General features: G+C 72.8%; 1 protein-coding gene. It reads left to right on the plus strand.

The window, feature by feature from the left end; all coding sequences use genetic code 11:
• Nucleotides 1-239 (plus strand): hypothetical protein (locus ACPYOI_RS36900; protein WP_481424288.1); only part of this gene is annotated, 239 nt, incomplete at both ends.

The following is a 239-nucleotide window of genomic DNA, read 5'->3' on the forward strand; positions in this document are numbered from 1 at the left end:
TGCCTGCGCACGGCAGCCGCACGCTGGGCCTGGTGGTGCCGTCGCATGGCGACGACCTGCAGGCACCGCGCACGGCGGAAACCTGGCTGCGCCAGGAACTCGAACGCACCGCGTCCGCGTGGCGCGAAAAGCTCAATCGCGTGACGCTGCAGCTGCCCGCCCCCCAGCACGCCATCGTCGACACCGCCCGCAGCGCGCTCGCGCAGATGCTGATGTCGCGCGACGGCCCGGCACTGCAG

This window comes from Rhizobium sp. SVR5-2C (assembly GCF_056755115.1).